This is a genomic window from Bradyrhizobium sp. JR4.3 (genome assembly GCF_040547695.1).
Classification (GTDB): Bacteria; Pseudomonadota; Alphaproteobacteria; order Rhizobiales; family Xanthobacteraceae; genus Bradyrhizobium; species Bradyrhizobium canariense.
Genome location: NZ_JBEPQF010000013.1, coordinates 49,267 through 71,686, shown reverse-complemented (window position 1 = coordinate 71,686; position 22,420 = coordinate 49,267). Strand labels below are relative to the sequence as shown.

At 59.4% G+C, this 22,420-nt stretch carries 18 protein-coding genes and 4 pseudogenes; 15 read left to right on the top strand and 7 right to left on the bottom strand.

From position 1 onward, the window contains the following. Positions 1-453: 453 nt before the first annotated feature. The 4 genes from ABIB91_RS21380 to ABIB91_RS21365 all read right to left on the bottom strand — a co-directional run bounded on the left by ABIB91_RS21380 (position 454) and on the right by ABIB91_RS21365 (position 3,652). Entirely contained in the window at positions 454-1,023 is a 570-nt protein-coding gene (locus tag ABIB91_RS21380; RefSeq protein WP_354165684.1) for an anthranilate synthase component II, read from the bottom strand. After that, positions 1,020-2,417 (bottom strand): aminodeoxychorismate synthase component I, encoded by a 1,398-nt coding sequence (gene pabB / locus ABIB91_RS21375; RefSeq protein ID WP_354165687.1) that lies wholly within the window; start codon positions 2,415-2,417, stop codon positions 1,020-1,022. The genes ABIB91_RS21380 and pabB overlap by 4 nt, the downstream gene beginning before the upstream one ends. Positions 2,418-2,533: 116 nt before the next feature. Then, complete coding sequence (locus tag ABIB91_RS21370; protein WP_279686287.1) at positions 2,534-2,893, bottom strand: Dabb family protein; 360 nt, start codon at positions 2,891-2,893, stop codon at positions 2,534-2,536. Positions 2,894-3,019: 126 nt separating this feature from the next. Beyond that, a complete protein-coding gene (locus ABIB91_RS21365; RefSeq protein ID WP_462804362.1) occupies positions 3,020-3,652 on the bottom strand; it encodes a GntR family transcriptional regulator in 633 nt (210 codons plus the stop codon). Positions 3,653-3,855: 203 nt separating this feature from the next. Between ABIB91_RS21365 and bioB the strand changes: the two genes are divergently transcribed. The 15 genes and pseudogenes from bioB (at position 3,856) to ABIB91_RS21290 (ending at position 19,271) form a co-directional block, all read left to right on the top strand. Further along, entirely contained in the window at positions 3,856-4,851 is a 996-nt protein-coding gene (gene bioB, locus ABIB91_RS21360; protein WP_354165690.1) for a biotin synthase BioB, read from the top strand. Positions 4,852-4,902: 51 nt separating this feature from the next. Further along, positions 4,903-5,129: pseudogene (locus tag ABIB91_RS21355) on the top strand (aspartate 1-decarboxylase); the annotation flags it as partial. 80 nt (positions 5,130-5,209) lie between these two features. After that, complete coding sequence (locus ABIB91_RS21350) at positions 5,210-6,364, top strand: 8-amino-7-oxononanoate synthase (protein ID WP_279686290.1); 1,155 nt, start codon at positions 5,210-5,212, stop codon at positions 6,362-6,364. Continuing rightward, positions 6,361-6,993: a dethiobiotin synthase gene (bioD, locus tag ABIB91_RS21345; RefSeq protein WP_279686291.1), complete on the top strand. Its 633-nt coding sequence runs from the start codon at positions 6,361-6,363 to the stop codon at positions 6,991-6,993. Before ABIB91_RS21350 ends, bioD begins: the two co-directional genes overlap by 4 nt. Then, positions 6,990-8,255, top strand: a complete 1,266-nt coding sequence (locus ABIB91_RS21340) for an adenosylmethionine--8-amino-7-oxononanoate transaminase (protein WP_279686292.1) — start codon at positions 6,990-6,992, stop codon at positions 8,253-8,255. The genes bioD and ABIB91_RS21340 overlap by 4 nt, the downstream gene beginning before the upstream one ends. Positions 8,256-9,440: 1,185 nt before the next feature. Continuing rightward, positions 9,441-10,288: pseudogene (gene panB / locus ABIB91_RS21335) on the top strand (3-methyl-2-oxobutanoate hydroxymethyltransferase). Between the two features lie 62 nt (positions 10,289-10,350). Further along, a pseudogene (gene panC, locus ABIB91_RS21330) lies at positions 10,351-11,200 on the top strand (pantoate--beta-alanine ligase). A gap of 480 nt (positions 11,201-11,680) precedes the next feature. Then, the gene (locus ABIB91_RS21325) at positions 11,681-11,881 is read left to right on the top strand and encodes a hypothetical protein (RefSeq protein ID WP_279686293.1); all 201 of its coding nucleotides are present in this window, start codon (positions 11,681-11,683) and stop codon (positions 11,879-11,881) included. A 442-nt stretch (positions 11,882-12,323) separates the two neighbouring features. Beyond that, positions 12,324-12,563, top strand: coding sequence for a hypothetical protein (locus ABIB91_RS21320; protein WP_279686294.1), 240 nt, complete (start codon positions 12,324-12,326; stop codon positions 12,561-12,563). A gap of 918 nt (positions 12,564-13,481) precedes the next feature. Beyond that, positions 13,482-14,771 carry a HAMP domain-containing protein gene (locus ABIB91_RS21315; protein ID WP_354165696.1) on the top strand — a complete coding sequence of 430 codons (1,290 nt, stop codon included), beginning with the start codon at positions 13,482-13,484 and terminating at the stop codon, positions 14,769-14,771. 65 nt (positions 14,772-14,836) lie between these two features. Further along, positions 14,837-15,094, top strand: a complete 258-nt coding sequence (locus tag ABIB91_RS21310) for a methyl-accepting chemotaxis protein (protein WP_354165699.1) — start codon at positions 14,837-14,839, stop codon at positions 15,092-15,094. A gap of 141 nt (positions 15,095-15,235) precedes the next feature. Next, positions 15,236-15,472: a hypothetical protein gene (locus ABIB91_RS21305; RefSeq protein ID WP_354165701.1), complete on the top strand. Its 237-nt coding sequence runs from the start codon at positions 15,236-15,238 to the stop codon at positions 15,470-15,472. A gap of 1,100 nt (positions 15,473-16,572) precedes the next feature. Then, positions 16,573-17,364, top strand: coding sequence for a polysaccharide deacetylase family protein (locus ABIB91_RS21300; protein WP_279686296.1), 792 nt, complete (start codon positions 16,573-16,575; stop codon positions 17,362-17,364). 1,177 nt (positions 17,365-18,541) lie between these two features. After that, positions 18,542-19,144, top strand: coding sequence for a GNAT family N-acetyltransferase (locus tag ABIB91_RS21295; protein ID WP_354253282.1), 603 nt, complete (start codon positions 18,542-18,544; stop codon positions 19,142-19,144). After that, entirely contained in the window at positions 19,056-19,271 is a 216-nt protein-coding gene (locus ABIB91_RS21290) for a hypothetical protein (protein WP_354165899.1), read from the top strand. The genes ABIB91_RS21295 and ABIB91_RS21290 overlap by 89 nt, the downstream gene beginning before the upstream one ends. Before the next feature lie 349 nt (positions 19,272-19,620). Here the strand turns inward: ABIB91_RS21290 and ABIB91_RS21285 are convergent. The 3 genes and pseudogenes from ABIB91_RS21285 to ABIB91_RS21275 all read right to left on the bottom strand — a co-directional run. Further along, a pseudogene (locus ABIB91_RS21285) lies at positions 19,621-20,719 on the bottom strand (sigma-54-dependent transcriptional regulator); the annotation flags it as partial. After that, positions 20,716-21,273, bottom strand: a complete 558-nt coding sequence (locus ABIB91_RS21280; RefSeq protein ID WP_354253288.1) for an enoyl-CoA hydratase/isomerase family protein — start codon at positions 21,271-21,273, stop codon at positions 20,716-20,718. The gene ABIB91_RS21280 and the pseudogene ABIB91_RS21285, both read right to left, overlap by 4 nt. Positions 21,274-21,425: 152 nt before the next feature. After that, positions 21,426-22,415 (bottom strand): formyltransferase family protein, encoded by a 990-nt coding sequence (locus tag ABIB91_RS21275; RefSeq protein ID WP_354165704.1) that lies wholly within the window; start codon positions 22,413-22,415, stop codon positions 21,426-21,428. Positions 22,416-22,420: the final 5 nt, after the last annotated feature.

Here is a 22,420-nt window from a genome sequence, read left to right as displayed (position 1 = left end):
AACACTGATCAGACCATTGCTGCAGTCGAAGCGCCCGCCGCGCTCGCACCTGCGGCTGTCCGCTCGCAGGCACGATCGGCCCTAGCATCGTCGCCAACTGATGGCGTTCACACGTTCCGTACATCGCCCCTCACGACGTCGGCGCGCCGGTCGACGATGACCCGTTCGCGCGCCTGTGCTCGGCGCTGCCGCTCGGCAGTAATTGCTTCGGCCGCGATCCTCAGCCGCATCGTTGTCGGCGCGCACTCTCAATCGGGATCCTGCGGCGGCAACTTTCCTTGCCGTCCTGATGGGCGGCACACTCGGCATGCTGAACGCGTTTTGTGCCGTCGAACGAACGCGGCGGCGTCGCTCTACTCCAATCGAAGAGATCAACCGTTCGGAGCGGGATTCTGAGCAGCCCGATAGAGCCCATGCGTGTCACGCAACTTCAGCTCCTCACCCCCTAGAAGACTATATGAGTCGCAAGAAGTTGAGCAGAAGCACGTGCCCTTGTTGGGTAAGTATCGATTCAGGATGGAACTGCACACCAATAGTTGGGTGATATCGATGTGCGAGGGCCATAACCTCGCCTTCCTCCGAACGCGCTGTCACCCTGAGATGCGGCGCGCATAACTCATCGACCTCGACAACGAGAGAATGGTAGCGCCCGACGCGAAGTGGGGACGGGAGTTCCTTGAATAGCCCTCGGCTATCATGCGTTACGTAGGAGGATCGACCATGCATAGGGCGACGTGCACGCGCCACTTGACCGCCGAAAACGCTCCCAATGCACTGGTGACCGAGACAGATGCCTAAAATAGGGACTTGACCCGAAAGTTCGCGGACGACGGCGGTGGATATTCCGGCCTCAGCTGGACCGCAGGGACCGGGCGAGATAACTACTGCGCGCGGCCTGAGGCCAACAAGATCGCTAACGTCGACCACGTCGTTCCGGATAATTTCCGTTGCTTCACCAAGCTTGCGGAAATAGCGGGCAATGTTGAAGACGAAGGAGTCGTAGTTGTCGATGATGACAATCAAGATGCACCGGATGTTTCAACACGAAATGCGTCAAAGATTCGCTGTGCCTTTGCGAGTGTCTCCTCGTATTCGGCCTCTGGGTTTGACATCGCCGTGATCCCGCTACCCGCATGAAACACAGCCAGGTCGTCGTCGATCGTGACAGTGCGGATCGCGATATTCGTGTCCATGTGCCCGCTGAAGCTGATAAAGCCAATCGCCCCGCAATAGACGTCTCGCGCCGTCCGCTCTATTTGCGCGATAATTTCCATCGACCGCACCTTTGGCGCCCCGGTAATGGAGCCGCCAGGAAAGCAGGCTCGAAGCAGGGTAATAGCGTCTTGGTCGTCTGCAAGTTCACCCGTAACGATCGATACGAGGTGGTGCACTGAGGCATAGGATTCGAGGCCGCACAGCGCTGGAACCTCGACCGAATGTGGAGTGCAAACGCGCGACAGATCGTTGCGCATGAGGTCGACGATCATAGTGTTCTCGGCACGGTCCTTTTCGGACGCGACTAGAATTTCAGCGCGGCGCTGGTCTTCCTTGGAATCCGCGGAACGCGCGATCGTGCCTTTGATGGGGCGCGTTTCGACCTGTCGTCCCTCGAGCCTCAGGAAACGTTCCGGCGAGCTCGATGCGATGGTGAGCTTGCCATAGCGCAGGAGGGCTGCAAAGGGTGCCGGGTTCAATGACCGCAGCTGGCAGTAAAAGGCAAGAGGATCAAATGAGGTCGACAGGCGGGCGCTGAAGCGCTGCGCAATGTTGGCCTGGAAGACCTCTCCAGCCAGAATCAAGTCGACGACGCGCTGTATCGCCGCAATGTAGCCCTCAGGGCTGAAGTTCGAATGCCATGCAGCAGCTCGGCCGGGTGAGTTGTTCCCCGACGTCTTTGGGCCCGCAAGCAAAGCTGCGGCAAACTCGTCGGCTCGACGGCGTGCGCGCTCGGCGCGACGTGCAGGATCCTGCTCCGGCCATCCGGTAGAAACGACCCAGCATCTCTCGTCATGGTGGTCGTAGCTGATGACCACGTCATAGAAATGGAGGATGGATTGGGGCAAACGCTGACCGGGAATCGTCGGCCCCGACAATCGCTCCAGAGTCCTGTTCAGATCGTAGGCAAGGAAGCCGGCCGCGCCTCCCTGGAACGGCGGGAGATCAGGACGATGCTCTTGCGGATACTTGGCAAGCAGGGTGCGAAGGACTTCCCATGGATCGCCCTCGAGAGCCTCTCCGTTGCAACTCGCTTGTCCGTCCGCGACGATGTAGGTGCTGAACGGGTCGCAAGTCAGATATGAGTAGCGCCCGAGCAACTCATGCCTTGCTGCGCTATCGAAAAACGTGAGGTGTGCTCGATGCGTGAGACATCGCATCGCTGTGACCGGCTCAATCCACTGCAGCTCGCGGACGTGCATGGGACTGTCAGTCACCAACGACCGGTGTGTTGTGAGGTGTGCTCCGATTGTGATCCCGACCCCAATGAGAGCGACGCTCGTCTGGGACCCGCAGGCTCTTGAAATCGATTGTCAGGTTAACCCCCGCCCGTGGACACAGTGCGCCGAGTAACTTGGCTCTTCGCTGCCGTCGGGGCCAAACGCGCATCTGTTGATACATTGTAGTCCGCCGCGAACCGTAGCTCCCGGAGCGGTCGTACCCGCCTGATCGATTCCTGGTACAGATCATGCGCCTTGTAAGCTGCGAGTTCCGTCTCGTTGTCGAACTCACCGTAGACCACAACGTCAACATCGTTGCCGAACCGGTCGGACTTGCGATTGCGAGCAACCTCGAGCCGGCTTGCATGTGGGATTGTGGTGAGTACCGATAGGCCTTCGACGATTTGGTCGATATGGGCCTTATCCTTGGCGGTGAACAAGACGATGTGACGAATCATGGATAGCCGTTAGTAATTTCGGAAGTAGGTCGCATAACTAGCTTAGGATCGAGGCCGCCGCAACGCTCGCCAAAGCGGTAGTGTGACGCCCTTGCGATAGTCCGCAGTTTTCAACGAAGCTCATGCTCAGGAAGCGGGAAGGGCAAGGCGCTCAATCGTTTGAATGTGGCGTGCCAGCAGGTTACAGGCTTGATCAACGTTGCGCGCTCGAAGTGCCTGCAGAATTAGGCGGTGATCCTGGTTGGATCGTGGTCGCCAGCCGACACTTCGCGCCATAGCGAACACTAATCGTGAATTTGCGAGTTGTAGTCCGTCAAGGCTCGCGAGTAGGCGCGGCATCGCGCAGGGCGCCACCAGCGCGTAGTGAAAGGCGCGGTTGGCCGTCTCAAACTCCTGAATGGTCAGGGCATTGTCTGCTTCAATCAGGGCGAGCTCAATCCGTGCCAAATGGGCCGATGTGAGTTTTGCGGCTGCATTGCGCAACGCGACCACTTCGAGCGCAGCACGCATCTCGGCGATCTCCTTCACTGAATTGGTGTCGAGCGGGGCAACCCGCACACCGCGACGGGGCACGGTGACGACAAGATGTCGGGCCTCCAGTTGCCAAAAAGCCTCGCGCACCGGGACGTGACTGGAATTGAATTCCCGCGCGACATGATCCTGCCGGAGTGGGGCGTCTGGCTGCAGCGCGCCGCTGAGGATGCGCTCACCGATTGACTCCGCAATGCGCACCGCAACCGTCGTGTTCTCGTCAGTCATCATAGATTATCTATCATTACCCCTCCGTCGATGATCGGCATAAGCCCGCTCGTTTTGCAGAATTTCTGCAATCCCCGCAGACTTTCGCGGTTTTTGGTCGTCGGCATACGGTTATGTTTCATGTCGAAGAGGCAAAGCAGGCAACGGGCGGCCACATTATAGATAATAGCCGGGATTATCTATAATAAGGAAAGGCGAGACTTATGGTTGCTGCCGTCGGAGCGGAACGGAATGACGGGCCCAACAGCGCGCCGGTCCGCCATGACTGGCAGCGCGCCGAGGCCGAAGCGCTCTATGGCCTGCGGTTTGCCGACCTGATGTTCCAGGCGCAGAGCGTTCATCGGAAGAACTTCGATCCAAGCCACGTCGAAACAGCAAGCCTGCTCAGCATCAAGACCGGCGGCTGTCCGGAAGACTGCGGCTACTGCTCGCAGAGCGCGCATTACGACACCGGCCTGAAAGCCGCCCGCCTGATGGATCGCGCCGAAGTGGTCGCCATCGCCCAGTGCGCCAAGGACGCTGGCGCGACGCGCTTCTGCATGGCCGCGGCCTGGCGCAGTCCGAAAGACCGAGATCTCGATCAGGTCTGCGACATGATCAGCGCTGTTAAAGACCTTGGCATGGAAACCTGCGTCACGCTCGGCATGCTGACCTCGAAGCAGGCCACCCGGCTCTCCGAGGCGGGGCTCGACTTCTACAATCACAACGTCGATACCTCGCCCGAGTTCTACGACAAGATCATCACCACCCGCGCCCTGCAAGATCGCATCGACACACTGGCACACGTGCGCGACGCCGGCATGAAGGTCTGTTGTGGCGGTATCGTCGGCATGGGGGAGTGCGTCGAGGACCGGCTCGGCATGCTCGTGCTACTCGCCAATCTTCCCAGCCATCCGGAAAGCGTGCCGATTAACCTGTGGAACGAGGTCAAGGGCGTGCCGGTCAATGACACCGCGGAGCGTCCCGATCCGATCGCGCTGGTGCGCCTGGTCGCGACCGCCCGGATCATGATGCCTAAGAGTGTCGTGCGGTTGTCCGCTGGACGGCAGTATATGACCGATGAACAGCAGGCGCTGTGCATTTTGGCCGGCGCGAATTCGATCTTCATCGGCGATGTGCTGTTGACCACCAAAAACCCGCGGCGCGACCGCGACGCGAATTTACTGGACCGGCTCGGCGTCACGTCCGGGCTTGCCTGATTGAAGCAGCTCAAGGAGCACGCTGTGCGCAGACTCCGGTTTAGGTGAGAAATGCAGATTGCGTTGATGAAAGGCAAAATCCTTCGCGCTTCGGCGACTGAAGCCGATCTGCACAGTGATGGCTCGATTTCGATTGATCGTGCACTGCTGGATGCGGCAGGATTCCTGATCAACGAACGCGTCGAAATCGACAACATCGAAACCGGAGCGCGCTTCGCTGCCTATGTGGAGGAAGCGCCCGCGGATCTGGCATCATAGATTTGAACGGAGCGGCTGCGTGACTTGCGATGCCCGGAGACAAGATTATTAGCGGCCATCAGAACTTTCGCGAGATCGACCGCTACTTTGCGAGTGAAGAATGAATTCAATCCACAAGGCCAAAGTTGGCGACTATGTCGCGGCCTTGCATGCCCTGAAGGTAGACAACCGGTTGCGTGGCCTCAAGCCGCGCGCGGGCATCGATTTTGCGTCGAACGATTATCTGGCGCTCGCGAGCGCGCCGCGGATGAAAAAGGCTGTTTACGCCGCGCTAGAAGCCGGCACACCGATCGGAGCCGGCGGGTCGCGGCTTCTGCGCGGCAATTGCGACGAACACGAAACTCTCGAAGCAGAAGCGGCTCAGTTCTTTGGGGCGGAGACGGCGCTTTTCCTTGGCGGCGGGTATATCGCAAATTTTGCTGTCCTAACAACGTTGCCACAGCGGAGCGATTTGCTTGTTCTCGATTCTCTGGTGCACGCAAGTATTCATGAAGGCGCGCGAGCTGGCCGGGCCGAGTTTCGGATAAGCGACCATAACGACGCCCAGTCGGTCGAGGACACAATTCGTGACTGGCGGGCCGAGGGCGGAACGGGTCGCGTCTGGATCGTGGCCGAAAGTCTCTACAGCATGGATGGCGATTTCGCCCCGCTCGAAGGCCTGGTTGCGATCGCGGACCGGTACGACGCGTTCCTGATGGTGGATGAGGCTCATGCCACAGGCGTTTACGGAGAGCAGGGACGAGGGCTCACCGCGCCTTATGAGGGACGCGACAATCTCCTGGTCGTTCATACCTGCGGCAAAGCGCTCGGTGCGGCAGGTGCACTTGTCACTGCCTCCGGCGTGCTACGCGACTTTATGGTCAATCGCTGCCGTCCATTTATCTTCGCCACCGCCCCCTCACCGCTGATGGCTGTCGCCGTGCGGGAGGCACTCTTCATCCTGCAACATGAACCTGAGCGGCAGCAGCGTCTGGCCAAGCTGGTCGCGTTCACGCATCGGGAGATGGGTTTGCGCGGTTGGCGAAGTCCTTCGGCCTCGCAAATCGTGCCGTATATCGTTGGCGACAACGCACGAGCGATGCGGCTCGCGTCAAGACTGCAGGCTCGCGGGTTCGATATCCGAGGAATCCGGCCGCCAACCGTGCCGGCGGACACGGCGCGTTTGCGAATTTCACTGACGCTCAACGTTGGGGAGGATGACGTGCGTGCAATGCTCGATGCTCTGTTCGAGGAGACCAGAGGTGAAGCGCGATGAGGCAGCAGATCGTGGTCACAGGCACCGATACGGGAATCGGGAAGACGGTGTTTTCCGCGGGGCTCGCCGATCTCCTCGGCGCGAACTATTGGAAACCGATTCAGGCCGGCCTCGAAGGAGAGACTGATGCCGAGCTCGTCGCGCGACTGGGCAATCTCTCGTCCGATCGCATCGTGCCGGAGCGTTATCGCCTTCAAACGCCCGTTTCGCCTCATCATTCCGCTGAAATTGATGGAATTTGCATTGAGCCAGATTTGCTCGATGTGCCGGACACCGGGGAGCGACCGTTAGTGATTGAGGGCGCTGGCGGCTTGATGGTGCCGCTGAGGGGCGATACACTCTACATTGATGTCTTCGAGCGATGGCGGCTTCCGGTCGTGCTTTGCGCGAGCACGGCACTAGGCACCATCAATCATTCGCTGCTGTCGATAGAGGCTCTGCGAAAGCGCCAGATCCCTATTCTTGGCATTGCCTTCATTGGGGAACCAAATGCTGAGACCCAGATCGCAATTCGGGAGATTGGGCGGGCGCGTTGGTTAGGGCGATTGCCCTGGCTGTCTCCCCTCACAGCAGACACGCTGCAGGCCGCCTTTAAAAGCTCGTTCCGTGCCGATCAATTCAAGCAATGAGGACGAAGCCGAAGTCGCCGATCTGGCATCCGTTCACACAACACGCTCTCCAAGAGGAGATGACAAAGGTTATACGTGCAGATGGCGCCTATCTCCACACCGCTGATGGTCGTCGAATTATCGATGCTATATCATCTTGGTGGGTGGTGACCCACGGCCATTGCCATCCACATATCGTGAGCGCCATCCAGGAACAGGCAGGCAAGCTCAACCAGATCATCTTCGCAGGCTACACCCACGAACCAGCTGAGGAGGTTGCGGCACTGCTTTTGAAAGTTGCGCCCCGTGGACTTGAGCATGTCTTCTTTTCTGATAGTGGCTCGACCAGTGTGGAAGTCGCGTTAAAGATGGCGCTCGGCTACTGGCACAACATCGGGAAGAAGCGGACGCGCATCGTCGTGATGCAACATTCCTACCATGGCGATACGATAGGGGCGATGTCGGTTGGCGCCCGTGGTGTGTTCAACGCGGCGTACAGGCCCCTGCTATTCGACGTTACGTCAATCCCGTTCCCTGGGAGAGGTCATGAACAGGCGACGCTCGATGCGCTCGAGTCTGTATGTCGCAACGAAGTTCCGGCAGCTTTTGTTGTGGAGCCTCTAATATTGGGGTCGGGCGGGATGCTGATGTACCCAGCCTGGGTGCTACGAGAGATGAGGCGGATCTGCGAGGCCTCGGACGTCCTGTTCATTGCCGACGAGGTCATGACAGGCTGGGGTCGCACCGGAACACTATTCGCCTGCGAGCAAGCCAATGTCACCCCCGATATCGCCTGCTATTCGAAGGGCCTCACGGGAGGGGCGCTTCCACTCGCGGTGACACTATGTCGCGCGGATATTTTCGACGCGCACTATTCGAAAGATCGGACACGTACGTTCTTTCATTCAAGTTCATATACGGCAAATCCAGTGGCCTGCGCCGCCGCAAAGGCCAACCTGGATCTCTGGCAAGATCCGGAATCTCGCCAACGCCTGGCGTCGGTCGCGGCGATGCAGGAGCAGGCAATTGAGTCATTCCGTGCCGATCCGCGCTTTGCAAACGTCCGTCGGAGCGGCACGATTACAGCGCTCGATCTGAAAACGAAGGGTGCAGGCTATCTCGCGGGTGTCGGTCCGAAGCTTCAGGCTTTCTTCAAAGACCGAAATCTGCTGCTGCGCCCGCTCGGCAATACGATCTATGTAATGCCACCATATTGCGTCACAGGGGCAGATCTTCATGAAATCTACCTCGGCATCACAGATGCCGCCGATGCGCTAGCTTAAGTGGTCTTGGCGTTCAGCGAGGGAGAATCCAAGGTTCGGCCGTCGGGTTTCTGATTACCACCCTTTGACCGCGTAAAGGCAAAGAGGGTGGTTCTGATTGAGTTGCTGTAGGCACGCCATCATCACTAGCTGAATTCCGTCGAGGAAAGCCGCCCGCGCGCGGGATTCAAGCGTCAACGCGTAACTCATTGCATAAATCAAGATCGAAATATCGTTAGATTTGGTAATCAATACTTGGCTAGCGAAGCACGCCGATGGAGCGTGTCGCCTCGCCAAGGAGGCGCAATTCAGAGCTCAAACTCTTGCGCCCGGTGTCCGTACAAGCCGCGAGACTAGGCATCGCCCGCGCCGCACTTCCCGTGCGGGTGTGGTGTTGCAGCGAAGGAAAGGGGGCTATCCACGTAATCCAGACAGGAGGCGAGAAATGCGCAACAGTTCTCATGGTTCGCACCACGGTTCAGTAAAGTGCTGCGCGGTATGCGGTGGAAGGTTCGGGTTGATCCGCTACTACTGCTGGCGTACGGCCCTTTGCTCCAAGAAATGCGTCGACCGCTTCAAGGCGCGCCGGGAGGCCGACCATCAATGGTTTCGCTGGCTGCGAGCGGCTTAATACATGGCTTAACGGGGCCACGCTATGAAATTTATACTCGTGAATCAAAGGACCCTGCGCGGCGACAGAACCTGCACCGAATGTTCCTGGTCCTTAGGTCCGGGTTACGTGCGAGAGGTGGTAACGCGGAGAGAATATTGCAACTACGATTGCTACCGACGCTGCCACTTAATGGATATCGCCTTCCCGTACCTTACCGCGCGTGCCGGTTCTAATTCCGACACGAAAGGTCTCGTTCCTCTTGGGCTCGCAGCCTTGCTAGGTGCGGCTTCGTTCTGGCTTCAGGTCGGGGCGGCCTCGATGTCATGGATCAGCACAGCCGCGCATGCCGACGAGCCGTCCGCGGCTGAGCGACCTCCCTCGGTTTGAGCTGGGCTGAGTCGCGCGGTGTGCGCCAGCGTGACCCAAAGCCGCTCCGCATGAGGAAGAACGGCTGAGAAGTTCTTATTTGATGACCGCGCGATCATTGGAGGGTTTGATGCGTCTGTCCGTGACCGTGGAGAGGTAATTTCCTTTTTCCGTCTCCCCATTGACAGCTTCCTCTCGCCTTCCCAAGGAAGCGCCGACTCCCAAGCATGCGGGGTGGATCGCGATCTAAGATGAGCCACATTTCAGAGCTGCCTGTTGAACGCGTCACGATTCCACTCCTGCAGCGATGGAAGGAGGAGGGCCGTCGTATCGCGATGACCACCGCTTACGACGCGGTTACGGCACGCATCTCCGATCCGATCAGAGATGTCATCCTTATCGGGGATAGCGTCGGCAACGTCTGTCTTGGATTCGATGATACATTGCCGGTGAGCATGGCGATGATGAACCATCACCTCGAAGCCGTTGTACGCACAAAGCCTCGTGTCTTGCTCGTGGCCGATATGCCCCTTCTTAGCTTCCATCTCAGTCCAGCGGAGACGATTCGTAATGCCGGAGGCTTCCTGCAGCGCGGGGCCGACGCTGTCAAACTCGAGGGGGGTGCCAAGCGTATCGAAATAGTGCGCGCCCTGATCGATTGCGAGATTCCTGTGATGGGCCACCTCGGCCTCACCCCTCAGAGCGTCAATGTCATGGGGGGTTCAAGGTGCAGGGCCGGAACTCCGATGACGCCTTGCGCCTGCTCGATGACGCCCACCATCTACAGGAGGCCGGCTGTTTCGCTCTCGTCCTGGAGGGTATTCCGGCTGAGCTCGCGGCGCGAGCGACCGAATCCCTGAGGATACCGACCATTGGAATCGGTGCGGGTCCTGGCTGCTCAGGCCAGGTGCTCGTCTTTCACGATGTGCTGGGATTGACTGAAGGTCATCGCCCCAAAATTTGTTCGCGCTTATGCCAATGGTTTCCAGTTGTTACAGGAGGCCCTGTCGCGTTGGGCAGCCGATGTCCGCAACGGTACATTCCCGACACCGCAAGAGTCCTGTCGGCTTCCTGAAGGCCTTCGCGACACGGTCGCGAACTGGACACCCTCCAATCCAACCTGATGTAAAGTACAACATGCAAACGATCACGACGGTCGCAGAGCTTCGTCGCGCGCTCGCAGAGGTTCGCAGCGCCGATAAACGCGTCGGACTTGTGCCGACGATGGGCTATCTACACGACGGCCATCTGGCGCTGGTCGAGGCCAGCCGGACGCAATGCGACGTCGCCGTAGTTAGCATTTTCGTCAATCCTACTCAATTCGGGCCCAATGAGGATCTCAGCACCTATCCGCGCGACTTCCTGCGCGATCAAGAGCTGTGTCGCGATGCGGGCGTTGCGATCGTCTTTGCGCCGTATACAGGAGATTTATCCGGCTCAATTTGAGACCTTCGTCGAACCGGGCGAGCTCGCAAAACCAATGTGCGGAGCTTTCAGGCCTGGACATTTTCGTGGGGTGGCGACTGTCGTTGGCAAGCTATTCAACATGGTGCAGCCGAATGTCGCGTTTTTTGGACAAAAGGATTTTCAGCAATGCGCGGTGGTGCGCCGCATGGCAATTGACCTCAACCTTCCAATTGAGATCGTCACCGTGCAAACCGTCCGGGAACCGGACGGACTCGCGATGAGCAGTCGCAACCGCTACCTAAGCGAGGAAGAACGTTGGCGCGCTCTTGCCATCAGCCGTGGGCTGTTCGCCGCAGCGGATAAGTTTCGCTCAGGAGAGCGCGACGTGGAACAGCTGATTGCGATCGCAAAGGAGCAGTTGAATACGGTCGATCGACTGCAGTACCTTGAGCTTGTCGACCCTGATACGCTCAAGCCTTCCGAGAGTCCTCTTCGGCGTACCGCTGCACTATGCGCCGCAGCCTACGTCGGCTCGACGCGTCTAATCGACAACGTGATACTACCGTTGCCAACTCCTTAGCGTTACTCACAACAAAACGACGGAATGAGCTCAGAGATACTGATGTTTGCAATGAATGGGTGTTTTCGTCCACGAACAGTTTTTGAGGGATCGGGCTCGGATTATTCGCGATCTAGCGGACAAGGCAGGCCCTTTCATCAGAAAGAGAGTGCTGGGACCTCGCGGAACGGTATGACAGACGTATTAGCCGCCCATCTCAGGCGATCAAGATGGCGGCCACGGCGATTTCGCCGACCAGCACAATCGCGCCATCGATGCGGTGAAGTCCATCGAAACGTAAGCGCGATCGCGGCTGGACACGCCGCAATCGAACACCGGCACAGGCCGAGAAAACGTGTCATGTGAGCAGCAGAAAGAGAAGGTGGAGACGGCTTGGTGGGGGCGCGGAAGTCGCAGATTTCTTACCCGATCAAACAGACTTGAACCGCGAAACGCGAAATGTGCATTATCTTTCTCACTAGGGACGGGGGAGATCTCCAAATGTTGGATGCCGCTACCACCGCGCTTCTGCGCGCGATCCTGGACGAGGTCTGCGAGAGCCTTTCCCCGCATGATACCGGTGCCCGCACTTACGTCGCCTCGAAGCTTCTGGAAGCCGCCATCAGAGGTGAGACGACGTCCGACCGCCTCAAACAGATCGGCCGCGAAGCCCTTTCCGAAAGACCGACCATGTGGGGGTAGGCGTAGACAACAGACACGATGTTGCCACTCAGTTGAATTTCCAGATCACAGTTCTGAAGATACTGGTGAGCTATCTGGTCGAGGCCGCACCGATGCTGAGCTTAAGCGTGACATGGCCATTTTGGCTGTCTCCTGCCTTGTCCGCGTTGGCCCAAAAAGTTGACGCCATGACCGCACGGAAAACTTGCATTCTGCCGAGCTGGCGCAGATTTTCGTCGATGCGAGGGCCGAGATTAGCGAATTTCGCTTTTAGGAAGCCGATAAATGTTACTGCAAGAGATCCTGATAAGTCGAACCCTGAGAACTGACTGTCTTGTCGGTAGAGCCGATGCGGCTCCTAGTTATCTCTCTCCATACGAACGACTGGAACCATCTGACGAAGCCTGAGTGGAGGTGAGGATGCGCCCCAAGGGACGAATCCGATGAAATGGGAGACCTTCGGATGCCGTACTACTCTTTTGATCTCGTGATTGACGAGGAGTACAAAAATCAAGGCGGCCTCATTCTCGAAAATATCGAGGTTGCCTCCGACCGAGCGGACCAGCTCGCGACCGAACTGTCTATTGTACATCCGGACCTGAAGGCCAAAGGCTGTGCGGTTCGGGTCACCAGCCCCGAGAACGCTGAGATCTATCGCACGCCACTCGATCCGGTCCCGTCATGGATGAGACGTCAGCACTGAGCGTCGGCAGTGGCGGGCGACACTCGAAACGATCGGTTTGGCTTATGGGAGGGGCGATCGCGCGTCCAGGGCGAAGCGCCGTGATGTTCCCAGACAGTCGAACTGTCGAGGTCATCTAAGGGCCATAGCGTCGACAGAATGGGCGCGCGATGGACGAGTAGAGATTCACGCTTACTTGACTTCGTCGCCTGAACTTAAAAAGGGAGCCTCGATGAGGCGACTGGGGCCTGGCCTTGCGTCCTAACAGCGTTCCACGTTTTTTCCGTTAAAAACCGGCTGAAGCCTGCATATCGACCGGCACCTTGTTGGATGCGGAAAAAGGCCGCGCGAACATTACGCGCGGCCAAGTCGGGGAGGAAAACGCTTGAAGGGGTATCGAGATGAGCAGATCGATCACTCATCGAGAGCTCCAAGCTTGTCAGAGAATCACCGTTGCGAGCGCGTCAATCATCTTTGATCCCGCGCTTGAGTGATCGGACAACCGAATTCAGCGCCGCTTGGCGGCGTTTTTCGCGCATGCTTCGCATCTTTTATGCGAAAATGATCAACGTGTCGCACGCTGTGAGCTACTACCGGGCTGTTCTGGCAGTTCGCATCTCATCGGCCTGTAAATTGATTTCACGTTGATAGATCTGCAACGTGTCCTCAAGGCGATATAGCGCGCCTCGGACCGCTTTTGCCCAGCGAGCGTGGCTCCTTATCATCGGCGCAAAGCTCGTCGAAATCTTCGCTCGCCACGACGCTGAGCAATAGTGCTTCACCTACACTGCGAGTTCAGGATTTTGAAATCAATGTAATTTAACTGGCAGGTTGTCATCGACCGAATGAAGTCCTCTCCCGCTTAGCTCATATAGAAAAGCGCCCGTCGCACTCGCAATAACAAGCACTGCGCGGGCATGAACTTACTGAAGGGGTAAAATGAGTAAAATTGCTGCGAGGATTTTCGGGCAATCAAAGGGCTGCCGTGGCTTACGCATTGGATTGCGCGGCCAAATGGCCCTGCTCGGGATTTCCGGGGTCCTCGTCACCGGTGCAATCTGCGCCGCCGCCCTGAATTATGCGAGCCTGGTCCAGCGCGATTCGAATCACAGCAACCAATTCAACGCCAATGTCGCATCATTGTCGCAAAGCTTTCTCGAGTCCCGACAAATCGCGAGCGATTTTCTGCGCAAGCCCAGTGAAGTGTCGATCAAGAAGTATGCGGACAATTATGAGCGGCAGCTCGCAGACTTGAGTCGCCTCGAAGCATTTTTGACGGCTTTGCCCGAGGATGACCCGCTGAAGCAAGCAACCTTCCTGCGGCCGGCGATCAATCTCTATGCAACGCGCTTTCAGAACGTAGTCTCGGCGCAACACAACCTCGGCTTCAATGAAGATGACGGATTCCAGGACAAGCTGCGCAAAGCCGTGCACACCGTCGAACAACGTCTGGCAGAGCTGAACCAGCCTCGGCTGACCATCTTGATGCTGATGATGCGCCGGCACGAGAAAGACTTCATCTTGCGCGGCGAAGACAAATATGGCGATCAACTGGTTGACCGGGCGGCGGAATTCGAAACCGCGCTCGCTCAGTCAAGCCTACCGGCTGAGATGAAATCCCAGATCCTCGAGCTGATTCGCGCATACAAGTCGAGTTTTATGTCGTTCATGGTGACGCAGCAAGCGCTGAGCGACCGGGTCGACGATCTCGCGCAGATCTTCGACCGTATCCGCCCGGCGCTCGTGAAGATCATGTCTGCCGCTGACGCGCGCTCGCGGGCTGCGGAAATGCGAGCTGAAGAAAATCGGCGGAAGCTGATCTGGGTGATCGGGCTTGCAACGATGGTCGTTGGCCTGCTCGCCTTACTGTTCGGCCAACGCATCGCCAAAACGGTCGCTTCGATGACGGCAGCCATGCGCCAGCTCGGCGACGGCCGGTTCGATGTGGTTCTCCCGGGCCTTGGCCGAAAGGATGAGCTTGGCGAGATGGCTGCGGCAGTCGAAATGTTCAAGCTGAGAGCTCGCGAGAGGGCGCAGGCCGAGCTCGACGCAAAGGTCGAACAAGATCGTAAAGCTGCCGAGCAGCGTAAGGCCGATATCGCCCGGCTCGCCGGCGAATTCGAAGCCGCCGTAGGCAAGGTGATCGACACTGTCCCGCGTCCACAAAACTTGAAGTCTCCGCACGCAGCCTTACCAGTTCCGCTGATCACAGCCGGCAACTCTCCATAGAGGTCGCCTCCTCATCGGAGGATGCGTCTGAAAACGTTCAACGTGTCGCAGCCGCGACGGGCGAAATGGCGGCAACCATCGCCGGTGTGGGCCGGCCGGTGGAAGAGGTCGCCAACATGGCGCGCGTAGCGGTTCGCAAGGCCGAACTCAGCGACCAGCGCCTGGTTAATTTAGCGGCTGCGGCGGAGCGAATCGGCAGCGTGGTCCAGCTGATCGCCGCGATCGCGCGGCAAACCAATTTGCTCGCGCTGAATGCGACGATTGAAGCCGCGCGCGCCGGCGATCGCGGCGGAGGTTTCGCGGTTGTCGCCCAGGAAGTGTAATCGCTCGCGACGCAAACCGCGCACGCGACCGTTGAGATCAGCCAGCACATTGGCGGCATTCAGGCCGCGACGACTGAGTCGGTCGTCGCGCTTACCGAAATTGGCGTCATCATCGGCCGCATCTCGGACATCGCCATCACCGTGGTCGATTCGATCGGGGAACAGGAGGCGACCAGCAAGAACATTGCGTTCAATTTGCAGGAAGCGGCGGCCAGGACAACCCAGGTGGCAGCGAGCGCCGGTGAAGTCACCAACCGCGCAAAGGAAACCGGAGGGGCTTCGATGCAGGTGCTGATGTCTGCCGAACTGCTATCTGAGGAAAGCTCTCGGCTGAAGCACGAACTAGACAGCTACCTGGGCAGTGTTCAAGCGGCTTAAATCGGCGTGTCAACGTCGTAAGCTCTCCACGCCTGAAAGTTGACCTTTCTTCCGAAGCCAAGTTGCCCCATCTGCTATCGGATCGGCGGGTAAATGCTAGGAGACCGGGTCTGTTAGAGCTGCAACGCGGAAGCGCTGAGCACTCCTACGGTTCTCATGCGCGGTTTCTTTATCTCCGCCGCGAGACGGCGGAGCGAGCCGTAAACCCGACGCAAAAATGCTTATCCCCCCAACAACAGCAGGAATAATGCGCTGGTCTTGAATATCAATTTAGGTGCTGACCGGTCAAACGGCGCAACGCAGCGGTTGCTGCTCTCTTCTGCGGTGCAATCGAGGGTATTTCCATGCGCAATCATAACCTTGTTTCCGGTAGCTTCCTGGCACTGACCGCGGCCGGCCTCGCGCTGCTCTGCTCGAGCCTACTCGTCTTTGCCTTCGCTTAGCGGCTGCATCCGACGACGAGGAACCGATCGACATCGAGCATATGGAATTATGAGCCGATGGTCTTGCTGCGGTGAAGGTTGCTGAGCGTCGGCATCCAGTAGGCGTTCTGCAGCATTGGCGGCTTCGCGGCAAAGCCGCCGTTTCTAAGCGGTTTCGATCGATATCTTGTCCTCTGGAGGAAGAACGTCGCCTCATGAAGTTGACGGTATTGCCCGTCAGTCGCTGTAATTGCCGATTGCTGGCGCCGTCGGCACAAGCCGACAGTCGTTGGTGAAATCCATCGAAAAGCGGCATCAGAACGCGGAATTCAGGCGTCAGTGCCGCGCCATTGTATGAATCAATATCGCCATATCGGTACTGTGCAGGGCGAACGCGACCATTACACGAGCCGACGTTTGTGGAGAGCGGCAAAGTGCAATGGCGGCGGCCAAGCCAATTCCAATTGGACGAAGCAGAAAATGATCTGGCTGCAGACAATTTGATGCGCTCGGGAGCGACATAGTCCGATCTGAGCGCAGGTCCACCGCGACGGATCAGCTAGTCCGAAATGGAAACGAGGCGGCTGAAGCCATCGGCATGATGATGTAACGCCAGCCATGACGGCAAGACTAACTTGTTCAAGGCCGCAACCAGACACCTGTTCGGGGACGACCTCGATGGCAGAATGGGCCCTGCTGCTTGTGAGCGCCGCGACGGCGGTGCTTGCCGGCATCACGGCTGCGGAGGCGACCGACTGTCCGCGCAAGGACGCACTCGGGACCTCGCGCGTGCTCGCCGTTGACGCCAAGACTCATCCGCGGGTTGGACTGAAGAGCTTTCCCCAAACTCTCCCCTTGGCCGACCACGAGGTCGTGCTGACCTTCGACGACGGGCCCCGGCCGCCGTACACGGAAAAGGTGCTGGCGGCGCTCGCGCAGGAGTGCGTCCGAGCCACGTTCTTCCTGGTCGGCAAGTCGTCAGCCCAATTTCCCGAGCTCGCGCGGCGCGCGGCCGCGCAAGGCCACACCATCGCGCACCACACTTGGTCGCATTCGATGGCGTCGAAGATCAGCTTCGAGAAGGCGAAAGAGGACATCGATCGCGGGATTGCCGCCGACGAAATGGCGCTCCATGGAGTATCGACAATGGCGCCTTCGACGCCGTTCTTCCGCTTCCCCTATTTCGACTCGACCCCTCAGACGCTCGAGCTACTCCAGTCTCGGGGCATCGTCGTGTTCGGAGCGGACCTGTGGGCCAGCGACTGGGAGGAAATGACGCCAGACCAGGAGCTGAAGCTGATCACCAGCCGGCTCAATGCCGAGGGGAAGGGGATCATTCTGTTTCACGACGCCAAAGCACATACCGCCGCGATGATGCCCGCCTTCCTACGGTACCTGCACGACAACGGCTATCACGTCGTTCACGTCGTTCCGACGGCTCCGCTGCAGAGGAATGCCGATACGCATTGATGGCGGAGTGTCACGGCGGCGCAGAGTGGAGCAATCCCGAATCCACTAAGCCGTCGTTCATGTGTGCAAGGATGAAGGCGGAATCGCGCATGAGCCGTTTCGGGCAGGTAGGAACCGCAAAGTGACGTAGATCACTTCAGACGTCTGCATCATCCTTGCCGTTTACGCGCCGGCAGGAGTGGCAGGGGCGCATAGCCGCTCGGTATCTTCGTCGTGCTGCACTTCCTGATTTTGGAATGGAGAAGCCCACCGCTTGTGACCCAAGCGATCTTCCGCTCGAATGCCGCGACCGTCTCACGCTGTAAGCGTGTCCGCAAGCATTAGAAGAGGTCTTCCAAACAAACAGATCGTAAAGTGATGAAAGTGAACGACAAAAACGATCTCGCGCGACACGGCCCGACGAGGCTCTCATAAAGCATTTAACGGCAATGCGATGGCAGGCAGTGAACCCGGCTCATCTGGACGGGACATTCTCTATTCGAGGAACACGCGAGAAGCCGGCCTCAATCGCGAGCTCAACGACCAAGTTACACGCGTTCGTCGGGCGTCCGTGATGTTCTTCATCGCGCGGCAACAAATGGCGCGTCCGATGAGAGATTAGAAAAACTGATTATCTAAACACTACCAAAAACAGTGCGCCTTGGACTCGCGCGTTTCACGATTCTCTGAGAGCATTGATCTCAGGCAATGAAGCCGGTCAGGGACGCTCTCATGGTGCCCACCAACATCTTTGACAGAGTGAGTAATTCAGTTATTGCCGCGGCCCGATGAGCGTTCCTTCTGCGACGCGCGCGGCCATTGCGATGGGACCGTCGAATGTGATTGCTCGGGACTGGATCCGGCAAATCGCTGGTCGGCCTGCCGCTCGAACTTTCTACGAGGGGGGAGAGTAGATCCAGATGCGTGAGTCTTTTCGCAAGCGGTCAGCCTCGCTCCTGTAACGTCCGAGCATGAACACGATGGGGGTGACACGCAGGTCCAAAGAAGGAGAGAGGGCTCCGTGCGACCATTACGATGTTCGACAAATTACGTTCGGCTTTCTGAGATATTTTTGGAGCGGCACGAGGACGCTATCACCTCAATGTGAACTAGAGCGTCATCTCACTTTCAACCGCGCAGTGTATCTGCTTTGAATCGGGTGCTGCGGCAGCCTCCGTCCGCCGCTGGACCAGGTCGTATGTTGGTTAAGCTTGGAAGAGGATATGATATGGTGACCACGCGTGAAGTGTCTATCGATGACGCCACAACGGTGACCCACATGGTTGCTGCCCTACTTGCTGAACTTGAGGGCGGTCAAATGCATGACGAACTAGATACCCAGCTTGTTGTCGACCTCCTGGCGATGAAAGAGCGCGTCTACGGGTTTCTGGCTTTCACGGAGGCACGCCCGGTCGGCCTCATTATGTTATCGGAAGGCGCCGCGCTTTTTGCGCGCGGAACCTACGGCATTATCACCGAACTCTATGTGGTGCCCGATCAGCGATCGTCTGGGGTCGCGATGCGTCTCATTGCGGCCGCGGTGGGCCTGGGGACAGTAAAAGGCTGGGGCCAGCTTGAAGTGGGGGCGCCGAGGCAACCCATGTGGAGCCGTAGCCCCACCTCAGCATTGTACTTGAAGGCCGGTTTTGCAGAGATCGGCCCACGCCTCAAATTGCCGTTGCACGGCTTAGCCAGTCATCGTGCGAAATGTAATGCTGCAGGGCGATCGCGATTATATCCTCGGCGGCAACACGCACTCTGCCGCGGTGTGTCGGATTCATCTTCTGCGAGATTTGCGTGAGCGTCGAATTGCCGGCGCCCGGTTGACCGGCGACGAAGTTTGTAATGCCGGCTTGTCGCGCGCGGTGAGCGATCGGCAATTGTCGGAGGAGATCCTGGCGGACGCGGTCGAGGCGGGGCGGCGCTGAGGCTTGCGAAGGGGCCGTGATGCGTTGGAACCTCCGTTGGCGATGTGTGCAATTTCCTGGTGGCTGCAACGAATCTCCGGCCGGAGCAACACTACGAAACTTGATGTGCACGCACCGGCCGGGTTAGCGTTTCGCGCGGCCTTAGAACTTCCCCAAGTTCGCTTAGTTCGCACTGGATCGCCGCCTGGGTCTCTCAGGCGGCGGTCCGGATCAAAGCCCGTCAGGGGCTCCCTCCATCTCGTCATTTCGTCGCAGGGCGCGGTGCCATTGTCGGCATTGCCGCCTTGGCCATGATGAAACATGATGGGCCTTGGCCGGAGACGACTTGTCTTCGGGAAGGTGGAGATGACGCCGAACGCGCAAAGCGCAGATTCGGCCGGTTGAGGAGCTCTTGACCGCCGACAGCACGCCCTCCGCAATCAGCGGGATGTCCATCGGGCGCTCGCGTAGCGCCGGCATGTGCACCGGGAATGCGGCGAGGCGGTAGTACAGGTCGCGCCGGAAGCGACCGGCCTCGACCTCGGGCTCCAGGTCGCGGTTGGTCGCCACCACGCGAACGTCGACCTTGCGCACGCGCTGCGCGCCGAGCGGCCGGATCTCGCTCTCCTGCAGCACACGCAGTAGCTTGACCTGGAACGCCGGGGAGGTCTCGCCGATCTCGTCGAGGAAGATCGTACCGCCATCGGCGACCTCGAACAGGCCGATACGATCCTGGTAGGCGCCGGTGAAGGCGCCCTTCTTGCAACCGAACAGCTCGCGTTCCAAGAGCTCGTCCGGCAGCGCGCCGCAGTTCTCGACCACGAACGCCTTGTTGGCCCGCGCCGAGCCGTAATGGATCGCGCAGGCCAGAAGCTCCTTGCCGGTGCCGGATTCTCCGGTGACCAGAACCGAGATATCGTAGTCGGCGGCGCGCCTGCCGAGCTCGATCACGGCGTGCATCGGGCTTTCCGTCGAATGCACGATGCGGTCGAAATCGCAGAGCTGCTTGGCCACTCCGCGCTTGACCGAGACGACCTTCTTGATGTGCCCCGAGGTCGCCTTGACGTCGACGCCGGCGGTCTCGGTCTCCTTCTGCAGCCGATAGAGCTGAACCGCCTCCTTGACGGTTTCGGCCAGTTGGTCCGGCTGCCAGGGCTTGGTGATGTATTGATAGATGCCGGCCTCGTTCAGTCCTGCGATGATGTCCTCGGACTCCGAATAGCCGGAAATGATCATCCGCACCGGATCCGGCCTGAGCTCGCGGACGCGCTTCAGGAAGCTCACGCCGGATTCGTGCGGCATCCGCTGGTCGCAGAGGATCGCGTGGACAATCTCGCCCTCCAGCAGCTTCTCCGCATCGGTCGCATTGCCGATGCAGAGCACCTCGAAATCCTCCCTGAGCACGCGCCGCAGCGCTCCTGCGAGCGGACCTCGTCGTCGACGAGGAGAATGGTTCCATGAATGCTCACGATGGCACCGCCATGCCGACAGGCCGATCTGGCGCACGCCGGGACCGGTGACCAGCGATGGTCAGCGGCGTGCGCGACTTCGGCACCTTGTGGATGAAATTGTAGCGCGCGACGTGGTAGCTCGGATCGAAGCCGTAGAAATTCAGCTTCATCCGCCGCAGCTCCTCGTCGCGGTAGGATTGCAGGGGCTTCTCGGCCTCATCGGCGGCGCGCCACTGCCGCTTGGCGGCGAGGCGCATGGCAAAGCCGGCATCCGACGCCATGGTGGCGCCGCGCTGTACGAGGCTTATATCGGCAAGCTCCTCGCCCGATAGCACGCGATCGACGATGCCGAGGCGCCGCGCCTCCGCCACGCCCATCGGGAGCCGGCATTGCGTGATCCGGGTTGCGTTCGCGGCGCCCGCACGGCGCGGCAGCAGATAAGTCCGGTATCCCGAGCCGTAAAGATTGCCCATGTCCTTGTAATGCGGATTGAGGACGATCTGGTCGCTTGCCCAGACCTCGTCGGCGGCAAGACTCAGGAAGACGCCGCCCGCACCCGCATTGCCGCGAATGACCGAGACGACCAGGCGGTCGGTGGTCTCGATGATCGCGCTGGCAAGATCGTCGATCGCATTGATGTTGCGCCAGGACTCATCCGCGGGGCTGTCGGCCGCCTCGATTTCTGCAAGATGAATGCCGTTCGACTAATAATCCCGGCCGTCGGTCAGGAGCAGCACCCTGGTCGGGCGCGCCAGCGCCGCGCGATAGGCCTCGAGCAGGGCCTCACAGTCGGCGGTCGCCATGGCGCCGTTGTAGAAGGAGAACGCGAGCTCGCCGACCTCGCCATGCTCGCGATACCGGATCGGGGCGTAGCCGCAGCCGGGCCGGTGCGGCAGATGCGCCGCCTCGGCCCAAAGAGTTTCGCCGCCGGCAGCTTCAGGCTCTTCGGCGCGAGCTTCCTGACATGCCCGATCCAGACCGCGCCATCGACCGTGGCGCGCGCCAGCGCGCCGTCGCATTGCGCGACGACGGTGCCGGGCACGCCGGAGATGCCGTGCGCCTCATGCGCATCGAACAGCCTGACCTCCTGGAAGGACGGACTGTCGACCAGGCCCGGCATACCGTCGGCGCTGTCAATCTTGCGCAGCACGGTCGCGGTGGTGTCGTGCTGCCAGTCGATCGCCCGGCCCGCCTGGCGGCAAGGTCCGCGCACGCGAATGCGCGGGTCGTCCGTCTCCATCGGCTGCGGGGCAGGCCGTCCGGATTCGATCGCCGCGACGGCTTCGAGCACCGCCGCAACCGCGCAGGACGTCACCTCATTGCGGTAGATGCTGGACTTAGGCGCACGCCGCATCGGGAAGCTGCGGAACGCCCAGACCAGACCGGCGTCGAACTCGCCATCCGCCTGCAAGACCGTGACGCCCCACTCGCTTGCACCGTCCAGAATCGCCCAGTCGAGCGCCGCCGGACCGCGATCGCCGGGCGGACCGGGATGGACGACCAGGCAACGCAGGCTGCGCCAGGCGTCGTTGGGAATCGCCTGCTTCAGGAACGGCGCGATCACAAGGTCCGGCCGATGCAGCGCCACGCTCTCGCGCGTGACCTCGGCATGGATGTCGAGCTCGACCGCGACATTGTGGCCTCGATCCCTGAGCTCGACATGCAGCCGCTGCGTCAGGCTGTTGAAGGAATGCGACAGGAGCAGGATGCGCATGATTT

What these genes read in the sequence shown, in the direction of transcription:
- pabB (WP_354165687.1), bottom strand. Translation starts at nt 2,417, where the DNA reads ATGCACGTCCGCGAGCTGCAGTGGATTGAGCCGGTCACAGCGATGCGA.
- ABIB91_RS21370 (WP_279686287.1), bottom strand. Translation starts at nt 2,893, where the DNA reads ATGATTCGTCACATCGTCTTGTTCACCGCCAAGGATAAGGCCCATATC.
- ABIB91_RS21365 (WP_462804362.1), bottom strand. Translation starts at nt 3,652, where the DNA reads ATGACTGACGAGAACACGACGGTTGCGGTGCGCATTGCGGAGTCAATC.
- bioB (WP_354165690.1), top strand. Translation starts at nt 3,856, where the DNA reads ATGGTTGCTGCCGTCGGAGCGGAACGGAATGACGGGCCCAACAGCGCG.
- ABIB91_RS21350 (WP_279686290.1), top strand. Translation starts at nt 5,210, where the DNA reads ATGAATTCAATCCACAAGGCCAAAGTTGGCGACTATGTCGCGGCCTTG.
- bioD (WP_279686291.1), top strand. Translation starts at nt 6,361, where the DNA reads ATGAGGCAGCAGATCGTGGTCACAGGCACCGATACGGGAATCGGGAAG.
- ABIB91_RS21340 (WP_279686292.1), top strand. Translation starts at nt 6,990, where the DNA reads ATGAGGACGAAGCCGAAGTCGCCGATCTGGCATCCGTTCACACAACAC.
- ABIB91_RS21325 (WP_279686293.1), top strand. Translation starts at nt 11,681, where the DNA reads ATGTTGGATGCCGCTACCACCGCGCTTCTGCGCGCGATCCTGGACGAG.
- ABIB91_RS21320 (WP_279686294.1), top strand. Translation starts at nt 12,324, where the DNA reads ATGCCGTACTACTCTTTTGATCTCGTGATTGACGAGGAGTACAAAAAT.
- ABIB91_RS21315 (WP_354165696.1), top strand. Translation starts at nt 13,482, where the DNA reads ATGAGTAAAATTGCTGCGAGGATTTTCGGGCAATCAAAGGGCTGCCGT.
- ABIB91_RS21310 (WP_354165699.1), top strand. Translation starts at nt 14,837, where the DNA reads ATGGCGGCAACCATCGCCGGTGTGGGCCGGCCGGTGGAAGAGGTCGCC.
- ABIB91_RS21300 (WP_279686296.1), top strand. Translation starts at nt 16,573, where the DNA reads ATGGCAGAATGGGCCCTGCTGCTTGTGAGCGCCGCGACGGCGGTGCTT.
- ABIB91_RS21295 (WP_354253282.1), top strand. Translation starts at nt 18,542, where the DNA reads ATGTTGGTTAAGCTTGGAAGAGGATATGATATGGTGACCACGCGTGAA.
- ABIB91_RS21290 (WP_354165899.1), top strand. Translation starts at nt 19,056, where the DNA reads ATGCTGCAGGGCGATCGCGATTATATCCTCGGCGGCAACACGCACTCT.
- ABIB91_RS21275 (WP_354165704.1), bottom strand. Translation starts at nt 22,415, where the DNA reads ATGCGCATCCTGCTCCTGTCGCATTCCTTCAACAGCCTGACGCAGCGG.